Raw genomic sequence first — 24,435 nt, 5'->3', positions numbered from 1 at the left:
TTTCCCCCGTAGCGAGGGAGCCAACCTCGCTACATCCCCGAGAGCTCCTTACGCATGCGTCGAACGTCCTGCTGCAGAACACGCTCAAGCGCCGCCCGGCCTGCAGGTCCCCAGTGCGGCCTGCCGCCGGGCAGACCCCGGTCTCCGTTCTGTCCCATGAGCATCAGGAAGAGGCTCTTCACAGCGGCCAGCCCGCGGGCGCGCCGGATAGCCGCCTCGTCTGCATGCGCGTACGTGTCGAAGAACCGCCCGGCCGCGCCCGCGGGCAGCAGCACCCATGCGGCGGCGAGGTCCCACGCTGGATCGCCGGCGAACATGTCGCCGAAGTCGACGACGCCGGAGAGTGTTCCCTCCGAGACGACGACGTTCGCGGGATGGAGGTCGCCGTGCACCCACACACGCGGGCCTTCCCACGCGCCGGCCGCAACGGCGTCGTCCCAGACAGCCCGGACGTCAGCAGCGATGTCGTCCAGGGCGACGGCCTGAAGAAAGTGCTCGAAGCCGTTCGTGCAGTCCCTGGGATGGCCACCGCGGTCCGTCGCGATCGGTGCGTCGATGGGCGCCTCCACATGGAGCGCCTGGAGGAAGCCCGCAAGCGTGTCGGCGGCGTGGACGCCGCGACTGATGGTGGCGCGGTCCAGCGACTCGCCGGGGACCCACGTCATCACGGTCCAGTGCTTGGGGAAGCGCGGGGACGGTTCGCCGAACCGCACCGGAGTCGGCACCGGGAGCGGCAGACGCGGGGCCAGTACCGGGAGCCACCGCCGCTCCTTGAGCTGGAGCTCCGGCGTGGGATCCATCCGCTGCATGCGTACGGCCAACTCGTCCCCGAGACGCCACATTTGGTTGCCCCAACCGCCCACGACCTCCCGGATGGGCAGCTCTGCAAGGTCTGGATGTTGCTCCAGTAGCAGGTCGCGGACCAGGTCTGCGGTGATCTCGATCGCGGTGTCGGTCATACGAAGTCACAGTAGTGAGGCGGCAGCCGGAAGCACCTGACTCTCGGGAACCCCTGTACGGCGCGACCGCACAGCAGACACAGACATGACAGCCGTATTGGTCCGCCACCCGATCGGTGCGCGTAGCCGAGATGTGCCTGGGCGTCGACCGACGATGCCGCAGGTCGTTGCCGCTTCTGCCGAGCTTCGACTTGGATTGGGCAGGCGATACTAGGCAGTACCAGGCGACGACAGGCCGACATTTGACTGAGGCTGATCTCGCCTGCGCGGTCACCGTTTGCGGGGTTGTGTCCCGGCTCCACCGGCACGGCGACACGAATTCGAGCCCAACCCCAACACCCGGCGTACGAGACGCACGTCGCCCAGACCACGGCTGGGCTGTTTGTCAGCGCTGGATGGCTGGCGGCGGGGTGGTGCTGTCGAGGCAGTGGTCGAGGAGTGCGTGCATACGTGGCGCGGGCAGGGACGGGTTGGATGCGGCACCCACAGCGGTTCGGGGGTCGTTGAGGAGGGTTTCCAGGGTTTGTGGTGGCAGGCTGGGGTTGGTGGCCGCTGCCTGGCGTACCGCCGTGTCGGGGTCTTCCACCGGGGGGTGGAGCGTAGCGGGATCGGCAGCGGCCAGGGCCCGTACTTCGGGGTCCGGGTGGTCGATGAGCTGGGCCCGGCCGGTACCGGGGAACGCGGGCAGCTCAAGCAGGTACGGACGGTGGGCCGGGCGGGTGACGAAGACGTCCAAAAGGAGGTGCGGCGGAGCCAGCGGGTGTTGGCGGGCGAGCCGGATCCTCACCTCTTCGTCGTCGTCCTGCGCGAGAGTCTCGGCGAGTTGGGCCGGCAGTCCCGGCCAGTTGGCCGCAACCCGGCGAAGCACCACTTCCTCTGACAGCGCACAGGATGCGAACCAGTCAGGGGACGGCCCGATGGCCGGGTCGGTCTTCGAGTCGGTGAACGGCTCGCCGATCGGACAGGTGCAGTCGGGACCATGCCCGACGACCTGGTCGATCGCCCAGAACTGCGCCCAGGTGCGGGTGACGAGGTGCAGGCGCGCGCACGTCCGTACGTACGCGACCGGGTCCGACCTCAACTCCGCGGCCAGGTCCGGCCCCACGTCGGGCCGGGCGGCGACCGTCGCGCGGACCGCGGCGTCGGGGTGGCGGGCGAGCCGGGCGAGGGCGTGGGCCGGGGTGTGGGGGTTCTGTGCCAAGGGGAGCACCGTGCCGTCCGCGAAACACCGCTCGACGAGCGCGGGGGACAGGGCACATGTGGCGAGCACGAAGGTGTTGCGCGAGCCGAAGGACGGCAGTCTGGCCTCCACCCGTTCCGGGTCCAGCGCCCAGTTACGGCACTGAGCCGCTTCACGGACACCGGGATCCGGATCGTCGAGCAGTGCCGCCCGCTGCGCCGGCGTGAGAGACCCCCACCTCCACGTGGAAACTGTTCGCAGTCGGGGTTGTTCGTGGCCGGCGATGGAGCGGAAGAAGGGCAGCGGGATCTGCCGGGACGATTCGAGCGCCCCGATGATCTCCTTCGCGGTGACTCTGTTGTCCTCGCCTCCGTCCTGGGCCATGAGGAGGGTGATGAGGATGTCGTCCGGCAGCGGTCGGACCCGTGGCGGGAAGTCACGGGGACCAGAAGCAAGATTCGCGCGTACGAGTCCCGACGGATCCGACGCCAGGGGGGCGAGACGCGCCGCGTCGACGTACTGGTTGCGTGCGAGCGCGCGGCGGACGAGTGTGGACGGATGGCGCAGGGCAGCGTCGATGACGGCGTCGGGCAGGTGCCGGCCCTCGCACATCAGCAGGCCGGCGTCACCGGCCGCTGGATCCAGCAGGCGTACCAGCACGTCGGTGGGTGCTGCCGGGTTGAAGGCGATGCCGCGCAGCCAACGTTCGTGCAGAGAGTCGGACATTGCGTCATCCTGTCACCTCGCCTCCAGTATCCGGCCGTTCGACTGCGACCGCGGCGGCGCTTGCCGACGGCTCCGTCCGCAGGGCACGGGACCACGTGGCGAGAGGATCTCGGAAGTACGGCGCCCAGAGGGTCCATCCTCACTTGGACCAGGCGGTGTCTCCTGGTTGCCGACCGCTCTCGCCCGACTGGCTTGAGCCGCGCTTCCCCCGGCGCGGCCGGGCAAGGGGGAGCACACTGCACGGCCGGGCGCAAGAACTCACGCCACAAGTGAACCCGTTGAGCCGGTGGCGGCCCGTACGGCGGCCGGGCCCTTGGCACCCGCGCCTGGGACCGGTCAGGCAGGCCTGAGTGCTGATACGGCGGTGACGGTGAGGGTGTCGTCGCACTCGGCGAACTGCCCGTCGTCCAGTGCCACTTGGTATGCGCCGGACCCCGGAAGTCGGACGACCATCGTGGGATAGATCACGGGCGCTGAACCGGAGACGCAGTATCCGTCGCCCTCTCCCTGCACCTGCACGAAGGTCAGCTTCACCCATGCCTTGCCGCCGGGAGCCACCTTCACTGAGGCTGCGGCTCCGGTCGGCTTGACGGTGAGGGGCACGTTCATCTCGGGGGAGCCGTTACCGGCGCCGGCAACCGTGGGGTGCCCCTTGAGGACGCACGTCCGTTCGGACACGTTGGTGAACTCGACTACGACTGCCCCGGTACCCGTACCGGCCGGCCGCACGGCCGCCTGACGGGCGGTCGCCTGCAGACTGCCCGCGGAACAAGTCGCCGCCGAACCGCCTGAAGCCGGTGCGGACGATGCAGGTGCTGAGGTGGCGGGCGTCGAAGGGCCGGAGGACGTGGAGGAACCGGGGGCGGAGTTGCCAGGCTTCTCGGCGCCCGGTATGGAGGCGGCGGCGGAATTGACGGCCCCGGACGGGGTTACACCGCCGTCTCCGCTACCGGCGCTCGCACCGCCCCCGCCCGGCTGACATCCCGCCACCGCCAGTGCCGCCGAGGCCACGACGACCGCCACCGCCGAACCGCGCATCCCGTTCACGTATCGCATGCTGTCCCCCGACTCCCAGGTGTCCGGAGCACGGCTTCTCGCCGCCCCCGTCGAACCAGACAGAGCCGTGGAGCCGGCAGTTCTCCCGCACTCCACCCTGTGACCCACCGGTGACGAAATCAGGCCACAACCACCGCCGCACGTCTCCCTCTCCCTCCGGAAACCCGACTGGCTGGCGGTGGCCGGCCTTCCCCGTCTTTACCGGCGGCGCCCTGTGCACGCGCAGTCCTCACGTTGGTCAGGCGGTAGCCGGTAGGCCGACATCCAACCTGCGCCCCCCAAGTTGCGCCGCATGGAGGGAGAAGGGGTGGGAGGGCAGATCCCGGGCGGCGGGCGAGGGGGGGGAACAACGGACCCTGGACTACGAGGCCAGACGGACCGTCGAGGGCACGTCCACCAAGGACACCATGTGGTGCCTTGAGAGAGAGGTTCGCCGGCCGAAAGGTCTAAAGGCACCCCAGGCGCGAGAAGGCGCAGGTCACGGGGCAGATCAGGAGAGCGGTCCTATTCGCTGTACTCAGGGACCGCCTTGTCGAGGACCGCTGCCAGATCGCTGGCCGACTCGGGCGTCAGACGATAGAACCCCTGGAGGCTGACCGCACGCTCCAGGCGGCCGTCCACCACGTACTTCAGGCCACGGGTCTGGCCTCGACGGTTGCGCCAGGTGAGTCTGCCCAAGAGGTCGCCGGGTATCGGCACGTCGAAGCGCACGGGGGTGGCTTCCACGTGCACTGCCTCGGCCCCGCAGCCGTTGGCACCGAGCGCCGACCAGTCGTCGTGCCCAGGAAATCCAGGGTCCTGCCACGTCGTGGGAGCGGCGCCGCAGCAATCGCTTCTTCCCATGCCGGCCACTCGCATGCAGCTCACTATCAGGACCTCACCCCGGTTCACGTGCAGCGCGTAGACCTCGTCCCCGGCGCGCGCTCCCGACCAAGCGGGTAGAGAGGAGTGGGCGCCGCTGAAGGCGACTGGTGGCCGCTCGCCCACGCGACCTGCCTTGCGCAGGGCACGGCACGTGTCGTGGGTCCACAGGACGGTGAAGGCATCAGACATGCCAGGATCCTACGAACGGGCACTGACAGCCCTGTTGGGGACGGCTTCTCGGTCGGTTGACGCCACCGGGCGCATCGGCCGGCCGCACGCGAAACGCAAGCCAGCGGCACGAAGTTCAGACTCCAGCGCTAACACCTGGAACGTCGTCTCGGTGGGTACGCGAGTCACATTCCGCGGTCTCCCTACGATCCGCGGACGGCGAAGACGTCTCCGGAACAAGCTGCGGCGCGTATACGTCAATAGAGGCTACGGCGCCGACAAGTGCCGCCGCCTGCTCTGGAAACGCGGAAGACGGCAGCAACGCGGCGACCATGCAGCGCGTGAACGCACAGGTGCCGCACCTGCGTTGAGCGACTCTCCGCGTGCTTGCGCTCCCACGCGGAGGGCAGACGGTGAGCGGTGTCGCGGCCGCTGAGGGGCGCCTGCGGAGTAAGGCAGCCGCTAAGGAGTGTCAGCCCCTTCTGTCAGCATGCTCGAGTGACAGACAGACGTGATCAGCGTCCATCCGAAGCCACTCTTGACCTCCTGCGTGCCGTGTTTCCGCCGGAATGGCGCGAGCCTGCGCTCGGGCACGAAGGCGTAGCGGACTGGGAGCGGGAGAACGGCGTGGCGCTGCCGGAGCCGTACAGGACGTTCATCGCGGAGATCAGCAACGGGTCCAGCCTCGGCCCCGCCGGTGACGGTGGTCTCCAGCCGCTCGGTTGGCTGCCCGGCGCGTGGCCGGACCTGGGCCCGAGGCAGCCAGGAGAGCCGTTCCCTCTGGAGGCGGCCTGGTCCTGGGAGGACGAGGAGAGTGGCGAGCTCCAGGACCAGCGTATCGACGCCGCGTTCAACAAGGGGTCCATCGTTCTCGGGTCCGAGGACGGGCAGTCGTTCTGGCTCCTGCTGACCACTGGCCCCCGCCGTGGCGAGGTGTGGATGATCGCCGATGTCGGTGCCGTCCCGACGCCCGGCGATCAAGCTTGGAGCTTCACAGAGTGGGTGCAGCACTGGCGCACCGGCAACGACTGGTGGCAGTGAACGCTCATTACTGACCGGTTCGTTTTGCCGAGGCGACGGTGGGAGGGCTGGCACCCGCTCGGAGCGGAGCATAGGAGTCAGGGCCCGGTGCTTGAGCCGGCCAGTGCAGCGTCGTCTGCCTCCGCGACGTCCCTCACCGTGACCGCAGCGGCAGCAGGCTCGGAAACCGGATCCAGGTCCGGTCCGGCTTGCGAACGGAGCGGACGGACAGGCCGGGGCAACCCTCGAACACCTCACCGTCAGCCATCCCGGTCAGGACTCCGGGCACGCCCCGACGGCCGCCCAGCCCAGGGTCACCGGCCCCCGCCGCCCCCCTCCGGCAGCGCGCCCGTCCGGGCCACATCGGCATACCAGCGCGCACTCGCCTTGGGGATGCGCTTGCCGGTCGGGTAGTCGACGTAGACGGCGCCGAAGCGCTTGCTGTAGCCGTAGCCCCACTCGAAGTTGTCGAGGAGGGACCACAGGAAGTAGCCGCGGACGTCCACGCCGGCTCTGATGGCCTGGTGCACGGCCGACAGGTGGCCGTGGAGGTAGTCGATGCGTTCGGGGTCGGACACCTCGCCCTCGGGGTTCACGTAGTCGTCGAACGCGGCTCCGTTCTCGGTGATGACCAGGGGCGTGGTGGGGAAGTCCGCCTTGAGGCGTGTCAGGAGGTCGTACAGGCCGCTGGGGTCGACCGCCCAGCCCATCGCGGTGGTGTTGCCCGGCGGCCGGTGGAAGGCGACGTCGTCGGCGCCCGGCCAGGGGCTGTGCTCGCTCGCGCCGTGGCCGTCGGAGCCGTGGCTGGCCTCGCCGGTGGCGGCGGAGACGAGCGTAGGCGTGTAGTAGTTGACGCCGAGGAAGTCCAGCGGCTGGTGGATGGTGGCGGTGTCGCCGTCCTGCACGAAGGCCCAGTCGGTCAGGCTGGCCGTGTCCTGCAGGAGGTCCTGGGGGTATTCGCCTTCCAGCAGCGGGCCGGTGAAGACGCGGTTGGCCAGTGCGTCGATCTGTCGGGCCGCGTTCAGGTCCTCGGCTGTCTCGGTCAAGGCGCGGACGTGGTGGATGTTGAGGGTGATGGACGTCTGGGCGCGGGCGGGCAGTTCGGCGCGCAAGGCCTGAACGGCCTTGCCGTGGGCGAGGTTGAGATGGTGCGCGGCCCGCAGGGCGGCGACCGGGTCGGTGCGACCGGGTGCGTGGACACCCGAGCCGTAGCCGAGGAAGGCGCTGCACCAGGGCTCGTTGAGGGTGATCCAGGTCTTCACCCGGTCTCCCAGAGCATGTGCCGCAAGGGCCGCGTAGTCGGCGAACCGGTCGGAGGTGGCGCGCTCGGGCCAGCCGCCGGCGTCCTCCAACTCCTGCGGGAGGTCCCAGTGGTACAGCGTGACGACCGGTTCGATGCCCTTTTCCAGCAGTGCGTCGGTCAGGGCGCGGTAGAAGTCGAGTCCCTTCTCGACGGCCGGGCCGCGGCCGGTCGGCTGCACGCGCGACCACGACAGGGAGAACCGGTAGGCGCTCACGCCGAGGTCGGCCATGATCTCGACGTCCTCGCGCCAGCGGTGGTAGTGGTCGGTGGCGACGTCACCGGTGTCACCGTTGCGCACCCGGCCGGGTGTGTGCGAGTAGGTGTCCCAGATGGAAGGGGTGCGTCCGTCGGCGGAGGCGGCCCCCTCGATCTGGTAGGCGGCGGTCGCGGTGCCCCAGGTGAATCCCTGCGGAAAGGTGCGGACGGTCGTGTTCTTGAGGACGGGGGCGGGGGCGGGGGCGACGCGTCGGGCTACGGTGCTCACGTGGGTCCTTCCAGGTGGCGTGCGGGGCGGGAGTGGTGCAGCGGTGGGGCGCCGTCGAGGGGGTGCGGCGGCGGGGGAGGGGGTACGGCGTTCACCCCTTGACCGCTCCTTGCATGATTCCGCCGACGATCTGACGGCCGAAGACGATGAAGAGGGCGAGCAGGGGCAGCGTGCCGAGCAGGGCGCCCGCCATGATCAGCGATTGGTCGCGCACGTATCCCGCGCTGAGCTGGGTGAGGGCGACGGGGACCGTCGGGTTGGTCATGTCGAGCACGATGAAGGGCCAGAAGAAGTCGTTCCAGGCGTGCACGAACGTGATCATGAACAGTACGGCCATGGGCGGCCGGGCGATCGGCAGCACGATGCTCCAGAAGATGCGCAGGGAGTGCGCACCGTCCACCCGGCCGGCCTCGACGAGTTCGTCGGGCAGGGCTTCGGCGAGGTACTGCCGCATGAAGAACACGCCGACGGCACTGACGAGCGTGGGGAAGATGACGGCGGGCAGCTTCTGGCCCCAGCCCAGTTCCGTCATCATCATGAACAGCGGTACGACGCCCAGTTGCGGCGGCACCATCATCGTGCCGATCACGAGCATCAGCAGGATGTTGCGGCCCTTGAAGCGGAGTTTGGCGAACGCGAACCCGGCGAGGGTGGCGAACAGCACCGTGGACAGGGCGATCACGCCGGCCACGATCAGGCTGTTGAGCATGGCCTTGCCCAGCGCGGCGTCCTGCCAGGCCTTGCCGAGGTTGTCCAGGAGATGGGGTCCCGGCAGGAAGGGCGGGGGCGTCTGGGTGACGCGTGTGTTGTCGGTCGACGCCGCCACCATCGTCCAGTACAGCGGGAACAGCGAGACCAGCGCCGCGAAGCCCAGCAGGATGTAGGCGACGGGGCCCGCGTGGTGCTGGCGTCCGGCACCCGGGTGTCGGAACAGACGGTGACGCCGTATACCGGGCGGGGTGGTCTGGCGGGTCTTCCGCACGGGCTTGGGGCCTGCGTCCGCCGCCTGGACCGGGATGCTGTCTGTGGTCATGGAGATCTCCCGGTCAGGTCCTGCGCGTGATGACGCGCTTGACGATTCGTTGGACGACGAACACGAGAATGAGCAGCAGGAACATCGCCCAGGCGACGGTGGCGGCCCGGCCCATCTGGTAGTTCTTCCAGCCCTCCTCGTACAGCAGCAGACCCAGCGTCTGGTACTGGTTGTCGGCTCCGCCCGTGATGCCGTTCGGGCCCTGGCCGAAGATCAGGGGCTCACCGAAGAGCTGCGTGGCGCCGATCGTGGACAGGACGATGGTGAACACGATGGTGGAACGGATGCCGGGAACGGTGACCTTCAGGAACTGTTGCCACCGCGAGGCCCCGTCGATGGCCGCGGCCTCGTAGCGGTCGCGTGGGATCGCCTGCATCGCCGCGAGGTAGAGCAGCGCGTTGTAGCCGGTCCAGCGCCAGATCACGATGGAGGAAATCGCGGTCTGCGCGGCCCACTTGTTGTTCTCCCAGTCGATGTTGTCGACACCGACGAGGCTCAGCATCCAGTTGATCATGCCGAAGTCGCGTTCGAAGAGCATCGTGAACACGAGGGCCGCGGCACCGACAGACGTGGCGTACGGCGTCAGGGCGGCGACGCGGAAGAACGTCGAGCCGCGCAACTGGTAGTTCAGCAGGTGCGCCAGCCCGAGCGCCATCAGGAGCTGGGGCACGGTCGACAGCACGCCGATGGTGAAGGTGTTGAACAGCGCGTTCCAGAACCGGTCGTCGTTCCACAGCGCCGTGTAGTTGTCGAAGCCGACCCACTCCATGAGGTTCAGGGTCGACAGTTCGACGCGGTGCAGCGAGATCCACGAGGTGTAGATGAGCGGGTAGAAGCTGAACGCGGCGAACACGACGAAGAACGGGGCGACGAAGGCGTACGGCGCTCCCCGGACGTCGAGGCGGTGCAGCAGCGTACGGCGCCGCTGACGCTCGGCGCCTATGTCGGGCGCAGCGTCTGGGGGTGTCGAGGTGGAGATGGCCACCGGAAGGGGTCCTTCCTGGAGGGAGGGAGAGGCGGGCAGGGGCCCGGCGACCCAGGGGAGGGCGGTGCGCGGGTCGCCGGGCGGAGGCGGGCAAGGGCCCCAGGTCAGCCGGCGGCCTTCTCGATGCGCTCGTCAGTGGTCTTCCACGCCTCGTTCGGGCTCTTGTTCTGCGCCTCGATCAGGGTCAGGCCCTGCGAGAAGATGTCCTTGATGGTGCCGTCCTTGCGGCCGAGCACCTGCTCGTCGGGGATCTCCTGGGCCGCGGCGCCGAAGATCTTCCCGATGGGGGCGCCACTGAAGTAGTCCGACTTGGCGTCGACGACTGCGGGCATCTCCAACGCGGTCTTGGACGAGGGGAAGTTGCCGATCTTCTCGAAGAGGTAGGCCTGCTGCTCCGGCGCGGTGAGCCAGGCGACGAGGTCCTGCGCCTCCTTCTTGACCGGGCTCTTCTCCATCACCCCGAGGAACGATCCGCCCCAGTTGGCGCCCTTGGGTGCCTTGGCGACGTCCCACTTGCCCTTGTTCTTGGGGCCCGCCTTCTCGCTGATGTGCGCGAGCATCCACGCCGGGCAGACGGTGCTGGCGAAGGTGCTGTTGGCCAGACCGGGGTCCCAACCGGGCTGGAACTGGCGGAGCTTGGCGGTCAGATCGGAGGTGGCCGCCTCGGAGGCCAGCTTCCACGCGTCCTTCACGACGGGGTTGGTGGCGTAGATCAGCTTGCCCTGCTTGTCGTAGAACTGCTGGGAGTTGCCGTAGATCATGGCGTTGAACAGGCCGCTGGAGCTGTCCATGAAGGCGACCTTGTCGTCCTTCGAGTTCTGCTTGAACCGCTTACCGGCGTCGACGTACTTCGACCAGTCGCCCTCCCACAGCTTGGCGACCTCGTCGCGGTCGGTGGGCAGGCCGGCCTGCTGGAAGAGGTCCTTGCGGTAGCAGACCGCCATGGGGCCGATGTCGGTGCCGAGACCGATGACCTTCTTGTCGGCGGTGGTGACCTGGCTCTGCTTCCACGGAAGGAAGTGGTCCGTCCCGGCCACGCCCGCCAGATCGACGAACTTGTCCTTCTGGGTGTCGGACAGTTCCTTGGCCCTACCAATTTCTATGCCCTGGATGTCCTTGAGTCCGCTGCCCGCGGCCAGGTGGGTCTGCAAGGCGGTGTAGTAGGTCTGTTCGTCGCCCGCGACGTCCGCCTTGATGACGACGTTCGGGTGTTCCTTCATGTACTTGTCGAGCAGACCGGTCTCCTTGAAGCCCATGACGCCGAAGAGCCCCATGGTGATGGTGACCTTGCCGTCCTTCTTGCCGCCACCGGTCCCGCCGTCACTGCCTCCACAGCCCACGACCAGGCCCAGTGCCGACGCGACCGACACGGCGGCCACGAGCCTCGTACGGAACTTCCTTCGGAACTTGTCCATTTCGTCCTCCTAGCGGCGGCGCTGACGCACCGGAGTTCGAGCCCACAGCTCGCCCCGAAGGGATGATTTGTCCAGTGGGCACGTTCCCAATCGATGGTGGGAACGTGCCCACCCAGGAGTCCGCAGCCTGTCCGCCACGTAAGGTCTCTGTCAAGAAGTTGAATCCACTTCGTTGCCGAAAGATGTCGCGGGCCCGCCCCGGGACCCTGAGGGCACCCTCCTCAGGTCTGGCACAATGCGCAGGTGAAAGCCGTCGGGGCATCGCCGAGCGAGGGAGGCGTCATGGGGGAGAGGCAACGGCCGACCATCATCACCGTGGCCGCGCGCGCCGGCGTCGGACGCACCACGGTTTCACGAGTCATCAACGGCTCCGAGCTCGTCAGCGAGAAGGCGAGGGCCGCCGTGCTCGCCGCCATCGCCGAGCTGAACTACGTCCCGAACTCGGTTGCCCGGGGTCTGGTGACGAGCCGGACGAACTCCGTGGCGCTGGTGATCCCCGAGTCGGAGAGCAGACTGGGCTCGGAACCCTACTTCTCGGCGGTCATCCGCGGTGTCAGCACCACCCTCGCGGAGACCCGCACGCAACTCCAACTGGTGCTCGTACGCGACCAGGCCGAACGGGACCAGCTCACCCAGTCGGTCGCGGAACGGCGTGTCGACGGCGTGCTCCTGGTCTCGGTGCACGAACACGACCCCTTGCCGGGGCTGCTGGAGGACATGGGGCTGCCCACGGTGCTCGCCGGACGCCGTTCCGCCGACGAGTCGCTCAGCCATGTGCACTCCGACAACGCGGGCGGGGCCGCGGCGGCCGTCAACCACCTCCTCGCGCGCGGGCGTCGCACCGTCGCCACCATCAGCGGACCGCTCGACATGGACGTGGCGCGCAGCCGGCTCCAGGGCTGGCGCGAGGCCCTCGAAAAGGCGGGCCACGATGCCACGGACCGGCTCGTGACCTCGGCCGACTTCACCGAGGAGGGCGGCGCGGCGGCGATGCGTTCACTCCTTGAACGGGTCCCCGAGGTCGACGCCCTGTTCGTCGCCTCGGACGTCATGGCGGCGGGGGCTCTGGCAGAGCTGCGCAGGCAGGGGAGGGGGGTCCCCGACGACGTGGCCGTGGTCGGATTCGACGACTCCATCATCGCCCGGCACACCAACCCGCCCCTCACCACCGTGCGCCAGCCCGTCGAGGAGATCGGCGCCATGATCGCCCAGATCCTCCTGGAGGAGATCAGCGATCCCGAGAAGCCGCGTCGGCGCGTCACGCTGCCCACGGAGTTGGTCGTACGCGACTCGTCATGAGTCGGTGAGGGCGTGCTGGTGAACGGGCCGCTTCGAGCTGGCTGTCACTCCTCGCGGTGGTGTCCGCGCTGACCGGACTGTCAGCGCGGACACCACCCCGTATCTGGCTTGGAAGGCAGGCGGGGAGTCGGACACCGGCTCCCAGCCGTCCGTGGCCCTTCCGGAGGCCTCCGGCCTGGTGGCCCCAGCGCGGCCTGCACCACTGCCGGGGCCCAAATGCCCTCTGCCGCCCAGCAGTTCGCACGCCGGCCGAACAGCTCGCAGCTCGCCTTGTCCGCGGCGGCGGACGCGGAGCCGGCGTCGGCGCTGTGCATGCTGTACGCGGGTGGTGCCGGGCCTTGCGCTAGAAGGTCAGGTTCCAGGCGTCGATCTTGCCCGTGTCGGAGGAAGCGTTGTCGTTGACGCGCAGCTTCCAGGTGCCGTTCGCAACCTCCGAGGAGGCGTTCACGGTGTAGGTCTGGGCGATGTTGTCGGCGCTGCCGCCGGCGCGGTTGTGCAGCGTGTAGACGGTGCCGTCCGGTGCCACCAGGTCGACCTTCAGGTCACCGATGTAGGTGTGCTTGATGTCCACACCGGCCTTGAGGGTGGCCGGGGCGTTGCCGGTCACACCGGTGACGGCGATCGGGCTCTCCACGGTCGCGTTGTCGTTGACGGCGAAGTCCGCGAGGTTCTCGAAGTACTTGCCGGGCGGCGGGGTGGTCCCGACGGCCTTGAGGGCGTCGACCTGCCCTTCGCCGAAGAACGCGTTGTTGGCCGTCGTACCCGTGCAGCGGCTGTCCGAGGGGCAGGCGATGTCGTTGGCCTGCTCGGCCAGCTTGGCGCGGATCTGGGCCGGGGTGATGCCCGGGTTGGCGCTGGCGATCAGTGCCGCCACGCCGACCACGTGCGGGGTGGCCATCGAGGTGCCGCTCTTGCTGCCGTAGCCGCCGCCGGGGACGGTGGAGTACACGTTGCTGCCCGGCGCCGCGACGTCGATGACGCCCTGACCGTAGTTGGAGAACGAGGCCTTCGTGACGCCCGTGCCGTTGGCCGCGACGGTGACCACGCCGGGCAGCTCGGTGGGGATGTCGAGGCAGGCGTTGGTGATGGTGCGGGTGACCGGCGTCGAGTCGTTCGGGCTCGCGGAGTCGGTCGTCTTGTGGGCGAGATCGTAGTTCTCGTTGCCCGCGGCGGCGATCTGGAGGGAGCCCTTGCTCTCGGCGTACTCCTGGGCGCGCTTGACGCCCTCGATGATGGCGGCCTGGTCGATGTTGTCCGGGCAGTTGAACTGCCACGGGTCCGTGTAATAGCTGTTGTTGGTGACCTTGAAGCCGTGGTCACCGGCCCACACGAAGCCGCAGATGGTGTTCTCGGCGAAGAAGAAGGAGTTGCCCGGCTCGGCGACCCGCACCGCGGCGATCTTCACCCCGGGTGCCACGCCGACGACGCCCTTGCCGTTCTTGGCCGCGGCGACGGTGCCCGCTACGTGGGTGCCGTGCGTGTCGACGTCCCGCCAGGCGCCGGCGCGGGTGTCGGGCTTGCCGTAGGCGCAGGAGACCGAGTCGGCCGCGTCGAAGTTGGGCGCCAGGTCCTGGTGCTGGTCGTCCACGCCGGTGTCCAGGATGCCGACCTTGACGGCCGCGGAGCCCGGGTTCACGGCCCAGGCCTGGTCGGCCTTGATCTGGCTCATGTCGGCCCGGACCGGCTCTCCGGCCGGGGTCGAGGCCTGGGACGGACTGGGCGGGAGGGCCGGGTTGTAGGCGGCGGCGGGGACGTCCGAGGTACGTGTGGCGCCGACCTGCTGCACGCCGGCGACACCGCGCATGGTGGCGGCGAACGAGCTGGACGCCGAGTGGGCGACGATGACGCCGATGGCGTCGAAGTTGGAGAAGACGGTGCCGCCGTTGGCCGTGATCGCCGAGCGGACCGCCGAACTGTCACCGGGGGCGGTGATCACGAGGTAGGCACGCGTGCCGGCCACCCAGCTCGCACTCTCGGAAGCCGGCGCGGCGGCCGGAGCGTGGGCCTTGGCGGCCGGCGCGCCGGAGGGGACGACGGGCAGCGTGCCGGCGAGGGCGCCCGGGGCGCCGAACGCGAGGGCGGCGCCGAGCGTGGCCGCCATCACCAGCGTGCGTCTGGGGCGGCTGAATATGTGGGGTGTCAATGCGTCCTCCGGAGACGGTCCGGCCGCGCCGAGGGCATCGGCCGGATCGTACGAAACGAATGGTGAATGCAAGATGTCAGGTGCATGCCGATGCGCGAAAGTATCTTTCCGTGCAGGGATGTCACGGAGGCATGGCTGAAAAGTGACTCATTCCGGAGCGCTGGGGGTCGGATTCCACCGGGAGCTCGGTGACATCTACCGCGCGTTGGCGTACGCCGCCGACCTGGTGCCGGCCGTGCTGCCCGCACTGAGCGCCGAACAGGGCGGCCGCATTGACCCCGCCCCCACACCCCGGTGGCCGTCGGCGACATGCTGTCCTCGGGTGGGGCTGTGGTGCGATCTCAGCTCCGGACTTCGGGCCGGACTCCGGGCCGGCTTCTGGTCATGATGCGAGGGCGAGGCTGTGCATGTGGGGCGGCTCGCTCGCGCACGGTGGGCGGGGACTGACGGACTTTCCGCCGCTCGTCGATCGACTTGTAGATTGATCCTGTGGACAGGTCTGTAGTTCCCTTCGGAAAGCCGCCCGCCGAGCGCGCCGACGCGGCACGCAACCGAGAGCGTCTGCTGGAGACGGCTCGGTCCATGCTGGTGGAGCAAGGTGCGACCGGGGTGACCATGGATGCGCTGGCCGAACGGGCCGGGCTCGGCAAGGGAACCGTGTTCCGTCGTTTCGGCAGCCGTGCAGGAATCTTCCAAGCGCTGCTCGACGAGGACGAACGCCGTTTCCAGGAGCAGGTGCTCAGCGGTCCACCACCTCTGGGGCCGGGTGCTGACCCGGTGGAACGCCTGATCGCTTTCGGCCGTGCCCGTATTGCCTGGGCCCTTGAGCACCACGTCATCGCTCGGGCCGCCTTCGACCGCAAACGCCCGATTCCCATGGGCGAGACCATGACGCGAACGCATATCCGCATGCTGTTGGCGGCTGCCCAGGTCGGTGTTGCTGATCTGGACAGCCTTGCCATACAGCTCACGGGTGCTCTCGAGGGGCCACCGCTGTTGTTTCTGATGCTGGCCGGCGATGCCGAGAGCGTGGTGCCTTGCGGAGATCACCCATTGATCGACGCATGGCAGACGCTCATTGAGCGTCTCTTCCAGGGGCCAGGACACGTCGGTTCATGACCAACCGCACCGCGCCGACTGACGACGCAGCGCGGCGAAGGCCTGGGTGGTGCAACGCGACGCTGTCAGATGTCCCCGCACGCGCAGAACATCCGGGCGATGTGGCTGTGCCGCCGTGAACGACGGACCACCATAACCCCTCCGGTGTGCTCCCGGTCACCGGCCGCGCCATCCGTGGTGCCGATGGCGCGCAGGGCCCCAACGATGTGAAGAGCGCTGTGAACGCGGCCGAAGACCGTGAAGCGCATGGGCATGAGCCCGGCCTCATCCGGCCTGCCGGCTCGCGAACTTGGAACGGTCCGCTGTCACTATGAGTTGAGCGCCTGGGCCGCTTCTCGGGCGGCCTCCTTGGCTTCGGCGTGCTGCTCTGCCGCGAGACTCTTGAGCGCCTCCATACCGGGGGCGACGGCAGCCATGGTGAGCTCTCGCCTGATGACGGTGAGCTCGCCCTGCCAGAGATCACCGAGGATGCGCTCCAGGTAGCCGGTGGAGTGATCCCAGCCCTCACGCGGTGTGCCCGGACCGTAACCTCCGCCGATGGTGGTGATCAGGACGGTGCGCTTGTCCTTCAGGAGAGGGTCGGCCGGTCCGGCTCCGGCGATGATCAGGTCCACCCAGGCCTTGAAGTGCTGGGACACGCCGTAGTTGTAGAACGGAACCGCGAGTACCAGGGCGTCGGCATCGCGCACCTCGCTGACCAGCTCCTTGGCCAGGGTCATCGCGTTGCGCTGGGCTTCGGTCCACTCGGACTCGGGGGTGAAGCCCGCAGTCGTGGCCAGCGCCCAGGCGTCTGCGGGCAGAGGGTTGGTTCCCAGGTGGCGGTTGACCACCTGCGCTTCCGGACGCGCGGACTTCCAGCCGTCCGTCACAAGATCAGCCAGCTCTGCGCTGCTGGAAGCGGCAGGAAGGATGCTGGCATCCAAACGGAAGATATTCATGGCAGACAACTCCTCTGAAGGGCGCCCGCAGACACGAGCGCAGGCGAACTGCACAGCCCGGGCATGGTGGAGCGGGCCGTGAATCTGTAAACGGACTTTACCCCGGTTCTGTTCCCGCGGGGCATCCATGTGCTGTGATCTGGTACCTCGCCTCATCACGCAGCGAAGTCGGGGATGCCATGTAGGACGGAAGTACTACGAGAGGGCGCCCACGGGCCCGGGCGGTCGCCGCACGCGTCGGGCTCTCAGCCAGCCGCGCTGCCCCTTGCCCGTGGGAATTCGCATCTGCAACACGGAGAGGCCGACGCCGCCCTGTCAACTCACCTGATACCCGCTCGGCATCACAGAGCGCCGTACAGGTCTTGGACGCCATCCGCCCGCGAGGCCGATGCTGTTGATGCCTCCCTCAGAGGCGCGGCGGTCCGCGAGAGTGCGTGACGACTCCTGGACCCGCACGCACAGCAGTACGGACCCGAGCAGGACGCTTGCGAGTCGACGCGGCGCCCCTCTCACAGGGTTCTCGCCTTCAGCGCCGCCGCCCGCATGATCACGTAGGAGTTCCGATGTCGCATGCTGCCACCTCACCGCAGGACAGTGCGGTGCGGGATGCGGAAGGCGGCGGCCTGTCCCGTTCGCTGGTCCTGCTCCTCGCCGCGGCCACTGGCGCCATCGCCGGCAACCTCTACTACGCGCAGCCACTCCTGGACATGATCGCGCGTTCACTGCACATGTCCTCCGGTGCGGCAGGCAGCATCGTCACCGTCACACAGCTCGGCTTCGCAGCGGGACTGGTCCTTGTGCTCCCGCTGGCCAACGTGGTGAAGCAACGCGTCCTGCTGGGCTGCCTGTTGCTGGTGGACAGTGCGGCGCTCGTCGCGGCCGCCGCGGCCTCCGCTCCAGGCCCTGCCCTGGCTGCCTTCGCCCTCCTGGGGATCGCCAACACCGCCGCTCAGGTGCTCGTGCCGGCGGCAGCACAACTCGCCCGTGCCGATCAGCGCGGCCGGGCCGTGGCGACGGTCATCAGCGGCCTGCTCACGGGAGTGCTGCTGGCCCGGACGGTCGCGGGCCTGGTCGCATCGCTCGTCGGCTGGCGGCCACTCTTCTACGGTGCTGCCGCACTGATGCTCGTCCTGAACGCTGTTCTGCGGGCCGCGCTCCGAGACCTGGACGCGACAGCAACCCGGTCCCTGCGCTACCGCGAAGTCCTGCGCTCCATGGTCTCGCTGTACCGGGCCAGCGCCACCCTGCGTGTACGAGCCCTGCTCGGGGCTTCGGGATTCGCGGCCTTCAGCGTGTTCTGGTTGACGGCCGCGCTCCACCTCAGCCGCGCGCCTTTCGGCTACGGACCCGCTACGACAGGCCTGTTCGGTCTGCTCGGAGCCGCCGGAGCCTTGGCGGCCAACCTCGCAGGGCGGGTCGCACGTCACACCCACCCCGTGCCGACCGCCCTCGCACTGGCTGGGATCGCCGGCAGTTACGGGGCGCTGTGGGCAGGAGGTGATTCACTCGTCGGAGTCGTCGCCGGGGTACTTCTCCTTGACATCGGGGTGCAGGCGCTGCACGTGCTGAACCAGCGCGTCATCTACGACGTGCATCCCGCGGCGCGCAACCGCGTCAACAGCATCTACATGACCTTCTACTTCATCGGAGGCTCCGTCGGTTCCACAGCGGCCTCGATGGCCTGGGCTCAGGCGGGCTGGCCGGGCGTGTGTGCAACCGGCCTGTCCATCGCGGTGCTGGCCGGCTCCCTCTCGTTGTTCACCCTGTCGAAGAAGGGCGCATGACATGTCACGTGTTCTCATCACCGGATCCGCGGACGGTCTTGGACGTATGGCCGCGGAGCTGCTGGTCGGCGCAGGCCACTCGGTGGTCCTCCACGCCCGGAACGAACAGCGGGCGGAAGCTGCGCTGCGCGCGGTCCCGGAGGCTGAGGCCGCACTCGCGGGCGACCTGTCCACCTTGGCCGGGATGCGCGCCGTCGCCCAGCAAGCCAATGCCTACGGCCGTTTCGACGCCGTCATCCACAACGCAGGGGTCGGATATATGAAGCCGCAGCGCGTGGAGACCGAAGATGGCTTGGAACAGCACTTCGCTGTGAATGTGCTGGCCCCCTACGTCCTCTCCGCACTGATCATGCGTCCCGCCCGGCTCGTGTTCGTCAGCTCGGGATTGCACAGGTCGGGTCAACCAGGCCTCACTGATCTGCAGTGGGAACACCGTTCGTGGAACGGCATGCAGGCATACAGCGACAGCAAGCTACAAGTGACAGCCATGGCAATGCAGTTGGCGCACCTCTGGCCGGACACGCTGTGCACGTCGATGGAGCCCGGCTGGGTCGCCACCCGCATGGGCGGAGCGGGAGCACCCGACAGTCTCGAGATGGCTCCGGTCACTCAGGTGTGGCTGGCCACCAGCGATGATCCAGACGCTTTGACCAGCGGCGAACACTTCTATCACCGACGGCCGTGTGCAATGCACCCGGTGGCACGCGACCCTGAGTACGGGCAATCGATCATCGACGCCTGTGCCGCGATCAGTGGGACGGTGCTGACAGCGGCGCCGCGGCCGGACGCGCTCTGACACCGGCGGAGCCACCTTTACTGTGCGGGCCTCAGATCCTGGGCCGCCGGATCGCCGACCGTCTGGTGGCCGCCCGTTGGAAGGGCCTGCATGCGCTGCCCTTCACCGGGCAAGGTGCGAGCGGGGTTTCTGACGGCACAGGGGAGGGGCGGGAAGCGGGGCGTGTCGGGGTAGCTGGGGCCCAGTGGTCTGGAGGCGCAGGTTCCACTGCTCACCGGGCCCCAGCTATGAAGCCCGGTTCCCGAGAAGGCGTGTGTCACACCGTTTCACGGCAGAGTTGTCCTGATACGGGACATGGCTGTGGCTCCGGATTCATCCGGAGCCACAGCCATGTTGGTGCGTGTCGGCTTACCAGCGATACCAACGTCCCTTGCGGCCGCCTGAGTCGGCGGAGCGCATGACGAAGCCCAGCAGCCAGACGACCAGCACGATGACGGCGAGCCACCACAGTGCCTTCAGTGCGAATCCCGCGCCGAAGAGGATCAGGGCCAGCAGAAGAACGATGAGCAGGGGAACCATAGTTATCAACCTCCGCGGCTCCTCGTGCCCGGCGAAAGCAAGAACACACAGTCGATTTCCCTGGTTTCTCCACTGATCCTGCGGGCATTGGACTCAGTTTCTCAACGGCGTGCACCTCACCGTCGGAGCGGGTCTTCCCTGATGGCTGGACGGGCTCACCGGCGCGGGACGCTACGCCACGGACATGTTTCACAACGTGTCGCGAGAGGAGCAGCACCGTCTCCGCCCGGAGGGGGTACGGCGCTGAAGGGGCGGCTGCCGAGAACCGTGCGCAGTTGGGCGGCCGGCCCTCTGCTCCACCCCCGGAACACACGCGGGCTAGCGCCGACGGAGGTGGACCGCCCGGCCGACGGTGTCCTCGAGATCAACGCGATCACCCCTGGGAGGCCGCCGGCTGGCTCGGGGTGCTGCCTGTCGACGCGCTGCAGGGGGTTGGCCCGCGGCAGGCGGCGGAGCTACGGGACGACGGCGTGCACCATGTCACCGACCAACCGCCTCGGACGCCACCCGGGCATCCCTCCGTGCGACTTCGCCAACCGGGACACGATCGCGTGCTCGACATGCGAGCCCTCCGCGCGGGGCCCCGAGACCGTCAGGTCGGGGCCGCCGCGCCGTCTCAGGAGGTGAACATGGTCAGAACCGTGGCGATCCTTCCATCCCGGACGGTGATGACGTCGATTCCGCGGACGGCGGGTTCGCCGGGCGGACCGAAGGACCACGGGAGTGCCCCGGTGTCGGGACCCGCGTAGCGCCGGCCGTCCTCGGCGAAGGCGAAGTTGTCGGGGGCGTTGGCGAGAAGGGAGCCTGCCTTGTCCTCGATGGCGTCGCGACCCGTGGTGACGCCTTCCGGGTCGGTGAAGACGACGTCCTCGGTGTAGATGCGGTCGATGGCCGCGCGGCGGGATACGGGGTCGCGGTTGCCGAAGACCTCGTTGAGGTTGGCTGCGAGCAGGTCGGTCACGGAGTGCATGGTGGTTCCTTCCTGAGCGGACGGAGAGGCCGGGGCGACCGGCCGGTTCGGTGGGCTCGGCCGGACGCCCCGAGGGGTGAACTGGTCAGATCTGGCTGGCGCCGCCGTCGACGTATATCTCGGCGCCGGTCATGTAGCTGCTGGCCTCGCCGGCGAGGAAGAGGACGGTCTCGGCGATCTCCGCCGGGCTGCCGAGGCGCTGCATGGGAACTCCGGCGGCCAGGCCCTGGAGCAGTTGCTCGGCGGCCTCGGGACCGCCGGCCAAGCCGCTGAGGCCGGGCGTCTCGATCGGTCCGGGCGCGATGCTGTTGACGCGGATGCCACGGGTGACGAGTTCCGCCGCCCAACTGCGGGTCAGGGAGCGCAGCGCGGCTTTGGTCGCGGCGTAGACGCTGAAGGAAGCGGCGCCCTTGGTGTCGATGTTGGAGCTGGTCACGATGATCGAGGCGCCGGGGGAGAGCAGCGGAAGCGCCTTCTGCACGGTGAACAGGGTGCCGCCGACGTTGGTGTTGAAGGTGTCGGCGTAGTGGTCCCAGGTGATGTCGGGCAGGGCCGCGAACTCACCGCCGCCGGCGTTGGCGAAGACGATGTCGAGGCTGCCGCGCTCCTGCTCGATCTGGGCGAAGAGACGGTCGAGGTCGTCGAGGCTCGCGACATCGGCGCGGACTCCCGTGGCGCGGTCGCCGATGGAGGCCACCGCCTTGTCGATCGTCTCCTGGCGGCGGCCGGTGAGGAAGACGTGGGCGCCTTCCGCGGCGAGCCGTCGGGCGGCGGCCAGACCGATGCCGGAGGTGGCGCCGGTGACGAGGGCGGTCTTGCCGTCCAGGTGTCCCATGATGGGTTCTCCATTTCTGTACCGTTCGGTACTCAAGTCGTTCAGCAGTGGAGAACCACGGCATCGGCGGACCTATTCCGTACCGCTCGGTTAAAATTTCGACGGCTGACACAGGAGGACGTCATGGCGGTACGCGGCAGACCCCGGGGCTTCGACACGGAGGCCGCGCTGGACCGTGCGGTGGAGGTCTTCTGGCGCCAGGGGTACGAGGGCGCGTCGCTCACCGACCTCACCGAGGCCATGGGGATCAACCGCACGAGCATGTACGCCGCGTTCGGCAACAAGGAGGAGCTGTTCCACCGGGCCGTCGCCCGCTACGCCGAGGCCGACATGGCCTACGCCCGCGAGGCCCTGGCGGAGGCGACCGCGTACGAGGTCATCGAGTCCTTCCTCCGGGCCAACGCCGACGCGCTCACCCGCGCCGACCGACCCTCCGGATGCCTGTCCGTGCAGGGCGGCCTCGCCGAGGGTGGCGACAGCGGCCGCGTCGCCAGGTTCCTGGCCGACAGCCGCCTGGCCGGCGAGCACGCCCTGGCGCGGCGACTGGCCCGTGCCGTCGAGGAGGGCGACCTCCCCGCGGGGACAGACCCGTACGTCCTGGCCCGGTACGTCATGGTCGTCAGCGAGGGCAACGCCGTACACGCGGCAGCCGGAGCATCCCGGACGGCCCTCCACGCCACCGTCGACATCGCACTCCAGGCGGTACCTCGCATGCACGCGCACGGGGGTCGTCCGCGCCGAGAGGGTGCAGGATGACCGTGGCTCACTGAGGGCCCCTCATCGCCGTCCGGTGCGCACAGAGCAGGTTCCCTCCGTCAGCCGGCCTGCTGCCGTTCGGCGCGTCGGCGGACGAGCTCCTCGACCGCGCTCGGCAGGGTCGTCTCGAAGTCGATCAGCTTGGCCCAGGTGGGCGTCACCACGATGCGGACCATGCCGTCGTAGAGGGAGCGCACCTCGGCCTCCCAGGCGGTGCGCTGCTCGGGGGTCATCTTGTACGAGCCGTTCATCTGGAGGTACTCCTCCGGGATCCCGTCGACGGTGTCGAGCTCCACCCGGCCGCGGATGAGCAGGATCTTGGGCGGGTGCACCTCGGTGTCGATGGTCAGGGCGACCGTCGGGTTGTTGCGCAGCGCGGGGAGTTTGGGGGCGTTCTTCGTGGTGCACAGGACGATCTCGGAGCCGTTCCAGGTGAACGCGATCGGGACGTTGCGGGGCGTGCCGTCCTTGGCCACGTACGCCAGCCGCAGTACGTCTCGCGCCAGCAGCTCCTGGCTGGTCGGCCGGTTCAGGACCTCGGTGATCTCATTCGCTCGCATGGCCATGTCCTCAAGGGTCGTCGTCGTGATGGCACCCCGGGGACGGAGCCGATCGGGGGCTCTCGACATCCGGTCGCTCGGGTTTCCGGAACTTCTTTTCGAAGCCGGACTGCGATTCCCTTCAACAGCGACCGCGTGGCAGCACCACGTCCCTCCCCCCCCCGGCACGGCGCGAGCCTCCTCGGCGGGCCGGCGAGGGTGGTGGTTGCCGGTTGCCGGTACGGGGGTGCTGGGCGCCGGAGTCGTCGCGGGGCTGTTCCTCGCCGGGCGGCCGCCGTTCGCCCGCGCTCCCGAGACGACGACCGAGACCCAAGTCGTCCAGTCAAGCTCGCCGAGCTCGTTCGCGGACGTCGTCCCCACCAGCTCGGCACCGGTTGGCGGCCGGTGTGAGCGGCGTGACCCTCCGGGCGGAGGGCCAGGTGACAGTGCTCTACGCCGCGAGGCAGCGGAGAGCCGACCACCGGAACATGTCCATCCCGTGGCGGCCGGATTCGACGCGGAGACCGGCCGAATGTTCGCGGGTCGGTTCGCTGCGGCTGGGCATGAACAACACGGCCGTTCGCGGTGCTCCGAGGTCACCCCGGGGCTCTAACCGCGCGGGTGAGCGTGAACCGAGAGAGCTGATAGCGCCGCAGGACCACGCACCGACGCCCGCAGCCACCGGCAACCACGCCCATCTACCGCACTCACGACCACCGGCACACTCGTCCCTCCCCGATGTCACAAAAGCGATGGGCCCCTCCGTCTGGTAGCTGGGCACCCCCAACGGGCTGCCCAGCAGCACCGTTTGCCCGGACACGGAAGTGGAGACAACTTGTTCGCCGCCTACCTCACAGTGACCCTTCTCGGCGTGGTCTTCAACGGCGCCGCGGCCGTCACCTATCTGATCGGCCACGAATACCCCAAGACCCAGGCGGACATGAAGGGCGTGCCACGCAAATGGGTCCCCGTGCTTGGCCTGTTGCTCGCGGCGGGCACCGTGGGCCTGCTGGCGGGGCTCGTCGTGCCGGTCCTCGGAACCCTCGCGGCTTGCGGTCTCGTGCTGTACTTCGTGGGTGCGATCTTCGCCCACCTGAGGGTCGGCTCCCGCAACATCGTGGGCGGAATCGTGTTCCTCGCCACCGCCGTAGCAGCGCTGCTCCTGGGTCTGGCCTACCACGGCCCCTGGTGACCCGGGGGATTCCCGCGACCTCCGACCTCTCTCACCAGAGCCGGAGAGAGGCACAGTCTGCGGGTGTGGCGACCTTGCAACCGCATCGGTGTGACCTAGCCCGACACCCGGCGACCGGACCCCCGCATCGCTCTCCGGATCCGTCAGACACTCGGCGGAGCCACCACCGTGATCAACGTAGGCGCCGACGAAGCCCTCGCCATCCTCTGGCGTCGCCCTGACGCATATCTCGACCCGCGCGTCCGGGCCGGCATCTCGGTGTCGGCCCGGATCGGCGACAACGTCATCCGGCCGGGCCTGGCCAGACTGTTCTGACTCCCAGTCCATCCGTCACGTTCAGCGGAGGCTAGGG

The 24,435-nt window shown here is 68.8% G+C and carries 22 protein-coding genes; 8 read left to right on the top strand and 14 right to left on the bottom strand.

The window, feature by feature from the left end; genetic code table 11:
- Positions 1–29: 29 nt before the first annotated feature.
- From ACZ66S_RS32370 to ACZ66S_RS32355, 4 genes are all read right to left on the bottom strand, one after another.
- Positions 30–959, bottom strand: a complete 930-nt coding sequence (locus tag ACZ66S_RS32370; RefSeq protein WP_469905112.1) for an aminoglycoside phosphotransferase family protein — start codon at positions 957–959, stop codon at positions 30–32.
- A gap of 385 nt (positions 960–1,344) precedes the next feature.
- A complete protein-coding gene (locus ACZ66S_RS32365) occupies positions 1,345–2,865 on the bottom strand; it encodes a hypothetical protein (protein WP_469905111.1) in 1,521 nt (506 codons plus the stop codon).
- A 336-nt stretch (positions 2,866–3,201) separates the two neighbouring features.
- Positions 3,202–3,903, bottom strand: a complete 702-nt coding sequence (locus ACZ66S_RS32360; protein WP_469905255.1) for a DUF4232 domain-containing protein — start codon at positions 3,901–3,903, stop codon at positions 3,202–3,204.
- Between the two features lie 522 nt (positions 3,904–4,425).
- Positions 4,426–4,974 (bottom strand): hypothetical protein, encoded by a 549-nt coding sequence (locus tag ACZ66S_RS32355; RefSeq protein WP_469905110.1) that lies wholly within the window; start codon positions 4,972–4,974, stop codon positions 4,426–4,428.
- A gap of 477 nt (positions 4,975–5,451) precedes the next feature.
- Here ACZ66S_RS32355 and ACZ66S_RS32350 point away from each other — a divergent pair, with 477 nt between their 5' ends.
- Entirely contained in the window at positions 5,452–5,994 is a 543-nt protein-coding gene (locus ACZ66S_RS32350) for an SMI1/KNR4 family protein (protein WP_469905109.1), read from the top strand.
- 293 nt (positions 5,995–6,287) lie between these two features.
- Here ACZ66S_RS32350 and ACZ66S_RS32345 read toward each other — a convergent pair whose 3' ends face one another.
- From ACZ66S_RS32345 to ACZ66S_RS32330, 4 genes are all read right to left on the bottom strand, one after another.
- On the bottom strand, positions 6,288–7,760 hold the full coding sequence (locus ACZ66S_RS32345; RefSeq protein WP_469905108.1) for a GH1 family beta-glucosidase: 1,473 nt from the start codon (positions 7,758–7,760) through the stop codon (positions 6,288–6,290).
- Positions 7,761–7,851: 91 nt separating this feature from the next.
- Positions 7,852–8,793 carry a carbohydrate ABC transporter permease gene (locus ACZ66S_RS32340; protein ID WP_469905107.1) on the bottom strand — a complete coding sequence of 314 codons (942 nt, stop codon included), beginning with the start codon at positions 8,791–8,793 and terminating at the stop codon, positions 7,852–7,854.
- A 13-nt stretch (positions 8,794–8,806) separates the two neighbouring features.
- The gene (locus ACZ66S_RS32335; protein WP_469905106.1) at positions 8,807–9,778 is read right to left on the bottom strand and encodes a carbohydrate ABC transporter permease; all 972 of its coding nucleotides are present in this window, start codon (positions 9,776–9,778) and stop codon (positions 8,807–8,809) included.
- Positions 9,779–9,882: 104 nt separating this feature from the next.
- Positions 9,883–11,193 (bottom strand): ABC transporter substrate-binding protein, encoded by a 1,311-nt coding sequence (locus ACZ66S_RS32330; RefSeq protein ID WP_469905105.1) that lies wholly within the window; start codon positions 11,191–11,193, stop codon positions 9,883–9,885.
- Between the two features lie 282 nt (positions 11,194–11,475).
- On the opposite strand from ACZ66S_RS32330, the gene ACZ66S_RS32325 reads away from it, so the two are divergent.
- The gene (locus ACZ66S_RS32325) at positions 11,476–12,492 is read left to right on the top strand and encodes a LacI family DNA-binding transcriptional regulator (RefSeq protein ID WP_469905104.1); all 1,017 of its coding nucleotides are present in this window, start codon (positions 11,476–11,478) and stop codon (positions 12,490–12,492) included.
- 343 nt (positions 12,493–12,835) lie between these two features.
- On the opposite strand, the gene ACZ66S_RS32320 is transcribed toward ACZ66S_RS32325, so the two are convergent.
- The gene (locus tag ACZ66S_RS32320; protein ID WP_469905254.1) at positions 12,836–14,596 is read right to left on the bottom strand and encodes a S8 family peptidase; all 1,761 of its coding nucleotides are present in this window, start codon (positions 14,594–14,596) and stop codon (positions 12,836–12,838) included.
- Between the two features lie 528 nt (positions 14,597–15,124).
- Between ACZ66S_RS32320 and ACZ66S_RS32315 the strand changes: the two genes are divergently transcribed.
- Positions 15,125–15,754 (top strand): TetR/AcrR family transcriptional regulator, encoded by a 630-nt coding sequence (locus tag ACZ66S_RS32315; RefSeq protein ID WP_469905103.1) that lies wholly within the window; start codon positions 15,125–15,127, stop codon positions 15,752–15,754.
- Between the two features lie 308 nt (positions 15,755–16,062).
- On the opposite strand, the gene ACZ66S_RS32310 is transcribed toward ACZ66S_RS32315, so the two are convergent.
- Positions 16,063–16,692, bottom strand: coding sequence for an FMN-dependent NADH-azoreductase (locus tag ACZ66S_RS32310; RefSeq protein WP_469905102.1), 630 nt, complete (start codon positions 16,690–16,692; stop codon positions 16,063–16,065).
- Positions 16,693–17,255: 563 nt separating this feature from the next.
- On the opposite strand from ACZ66S_RS32310, the gene ACZ66S_RS32305 reads away from it, so the two are divergent.
- Both ACZ66S_RS32305 and ACZ66S_RS32300 read left to right on the top strand, forming a co-directional pair.
- Positions 17,256–18,476, top strand: a complete 1,221-nt coding sequence (locus ACZ66S_RS32305; protein WP_469905101.1) for an MFS transporter — start codon at positions 17,256–17,258, stop codon at positions 18,474–18,476.
- 1 nt (position 18,477) lies between these two features.
- Entirely contained in the window at positions 18,478–19,272 is a 795-nt protein-coding gene (locus ACZ66S_RS32300; protein ID WP_469905100.1) for an SDR family NAD(P)-dependent oxidoreductase, read from the top strand.
- Between the two features lie 348 nt (positions 19,273–19,620).
- Here the strand turns inward: ACZ66S_RS32300 and ACZ66S_RS32295 are convergent, their stop codons facing one another.
- The 3 genes from ACZ66S_RS32295 to ACZ66S_RS32285 all read right to left on the bottom strand — a co-directional run bounded on the left by ACZ66S_RS32295 (position 19,621) and on the right by ACZ66S_RS32285 (position 21,596).
- Positions 19,621–19,791, bottom strand: coding sequence for a hydrophobic protein (locus ACZ66S_RS32295; RefSeq protein WP_469905099.1), 171 nt, complete (start codon positions 19,789–19,791; stop codon positions 19,621–19,623).
- A gap of 616 nt (positions 19,792–20,407) precedes the next feature.
- Positions 20,408–20,761 carry a nuclear transport factor 2 family protein gene (locus ACZ66S_RS32290; RefSeq protein ID WP_469905098.1) on the bottom strand — a complete coding sequence of 118 codons (354 nt, stop codon included), beginning with the start codon at positions 20,759–20,761 and terminating at the stop codon, positions 20,408–20,410.
- 85 nt (positions 20,762–20,846) lie between these two features.
- Positions 20,847–21,596 (bottom strand): SDR family NAD(P)-dependent oxidoreductase, encoded by a 750-nt coding sequence (locus tag ACZ66S_RS32285; RefSeq protein ID WP_469905097.1) that lies wholly within the window; start codon positions 21,594–21,596, stop codon positions 20,847–20,849.
- Between the two features lie 123 nt (positions 21,597–21,719).
- Between ACZ66S_RS32285 and ACZ66S_RS32280 the strand changes: the two genes are divergently transcribed.
- On the top strand, positions 21,720–22,352 hold the full coding sequence (locus ACZ66S_RS32280; protein ID WP_469905096.1) for a TetR/AcrR family transcriptional regulator: 633 nt from the start codon (positions 21,720–21,722) through the stop codon (positions 22,350–22,352).
- Between the two features lie 59 nt (positions 22,353–22,411).
- On the opposite strand, the gene ACZ66S_RS32275 is transcribed toward ACZ66S_RS32280, so the two are convergent.
- The gene (locus ACZ66S_RS32275; RefSeq protein WP_469905095.1) at positions 22,412–22,912 is read right to left on the bottom strand and encodes a pyridoxamine 5'-phosphate oxidase family protein; all 501 of its coding nucleotides are present in this window, start codon (positions 22,910–22,912) and stop codon (positions 22,412–22,414) included.
- An 814-nt stretch (positions 22,913–23,726) separates the two neighbouring features.
- Between ACZ66S_RS32275 and ACZ66S_RS32270 the strand changes: the two genes are divergently transcribed.
- Positions 23,727–24,083, top strand: a complete 357-nt coding sequence (locus tag ACZ66S_RS32270) for a DoxX family protein (RefSeq protein WP_469905094.1) — start codon at positions 23,727–23,729, stop codon at positions 24,081–24,083.
- 168 nt (positions 24,084–24,251) lie between these two features.
- Positions 24,252–24,398, top strand: coding sequence for a hypothetical protein (locus ACZ66S_RS32265; RefSeq protein ID WP_469905093.1), 147 nt, complete (start codon positions 24,252–24,254; stop codon positions 24,396–24,398).
- Positions 24,399–24,435: the final 37 nt, after the last annotated feature.

It is taken from the genome of Streptomyces sp. NPDC107471 (assembly GCF_055582845.1).
The sequence above is the reverse complement of the archived record's forward strand: the minus strand, read 5'-3'. Positions and strand labels throughout refer to the sequence as shown.

Coding starts and splice junctions, on each gene's coding strand:
- ACZ66S_RS32355 (WP_469905110.1), bottom strand. CDS start 4,974: ATGTCTGATGCCTTCACCGTCCTGTGGACCCACGACACGTGCCGTGCC.
- ACZ66S_RS32310 (WP_469905102.1), bottom strand. CDS start 16,692: ATGAATATCTTCCGTTTGGATGCCAGCATCCTTCCTGCCGCTTCCAGC.
- ACZ66S_RS32300 (WP_469905100.1), top strand. CDS start 18,478: ATGTCACGTGTTCTCATCACCGGATCCGCGGACGGTCTTGGACGTATG.
- ACZ66S_RS32325 (WP_469905104.1), top strand. CDS start 11,476: ATGGGGGAGAGGCAACGGCCGACCATCATCACCGTGGCCGCGCGCGCC.
- ACZ66S_RS32285 (WP_469905097.1), bottom strand. CDS start 21,596: ATGGGACACCTGGACGGCAAGACCGCCCTCGTCACCGGCGCCACCTCC.
- ACZ66S_RS32275 (WP_469905095.1), bottom strand. CDS start 22,912: ATGCGAGCGAATGAGATCACCGAGGTCCTGAACCGGCCGACCAGCCAG.
- ACZ66S_RS32295 (WP_469905099.1), bottom strand. CDS start 19,791: ATGGTTCCCCTGCTCATCGTTCTTCTGCTGGCCCTGATCCTCTTCGGC.
- ACZ66S_RS32360 (WP_469905255.1), bottom strand. CDS start 3,903: ATGCGCGGTTCGGCGGTGGCGGTCGTCGTGGCCTCGGCGGCACTGGCG.
- ACZ66S_RS32340 (WP_469905107.1), bottom strand. CDS start 8,793: ATGACCACAGACAGCATCCCGGTCCAGGCGGCGGACGCAGGCCCCAAG.
- ACZ66S_RS32365 (WP_469905111.1), bottom strand. CDS start 2,865: ATGTCCGACTCTCTGCACGAACGTTGGCTGCGCGGCATCGCCTTCAAC.
- ACZ66S_RS32280 (WP_469905096.1), top strand. CDS start 21,720: ATGGCGGTACGCGGCAGACCCCGGGGCTTCGACACGGAGGCCGCGCTG.
- ACZ66S_RS32330 (WP_469905105.1), bottom strand. CDS start 11,193: ATGGACAAGTTCCGAAGGAAGTTCCGTACGAGGCTCGTGGCCGCCGTG.
- ACZ66S_RS32290 (WP_469905098.1), bottom strand. CDS start 20,761: ATGCACTCCGTGACCGACCTGCTCGCAGCCAACCTCAACGAGGTCTTC.
- ACZ66S_RS32305 (WP_469905101.1), top strand. CDS start 17,256: ATGTCGCATGCTGCCACCTCACCGCAGGACAGTGCGGTGCGGGATGCG.
- ACZ66S_RS32370 (WP_469905112.1), bottom strand. CDS start 959: ATGACCGACACCGCGATCGAGATCACCGCAGACCTGGTCCGCGACCTG.